Annotated in this window: 1 protein-coding gene; it reads right to left on the reverse strand. The window is 45.6% G+C overall.

Going from position 1 to position 206, the window contains the following annotated elements:
• Positions 1-186: IS4/Tn5 family transposase DNA-binding protein (locus tag ACXAH6_RS20525; RefSeq protein WP_474879849.1), on the reverse strand; the 186-nt coding region annotated here is incomplete at its 3' end.
• Positions 187-206: the final 20 nt, after the last annotated feature.

Genomic DNA, 206 nt, shown 5'->3' on the forward strand with positions numbered 1-206 from the left:
GTGTTCGTTACGAATAAAGCGATACGCGCCTTCCATATCTGCGGGAGATTGTGTGATATTCACGATAGGTTTTCCTGGTGAGCTGGCTAACGATACCGCCAACTTTACCAAGCGTGCAGTGCGACGGGGATCGCCTAAATTGGCTTTTCCAAAAGTATTATTAGACCACTGTGCAATTTCCATCATCATTTACTCTCACAACCAAG

This window comes from Alteromonas sp. ABE4_545 (genome assembly GCF_056161325.1).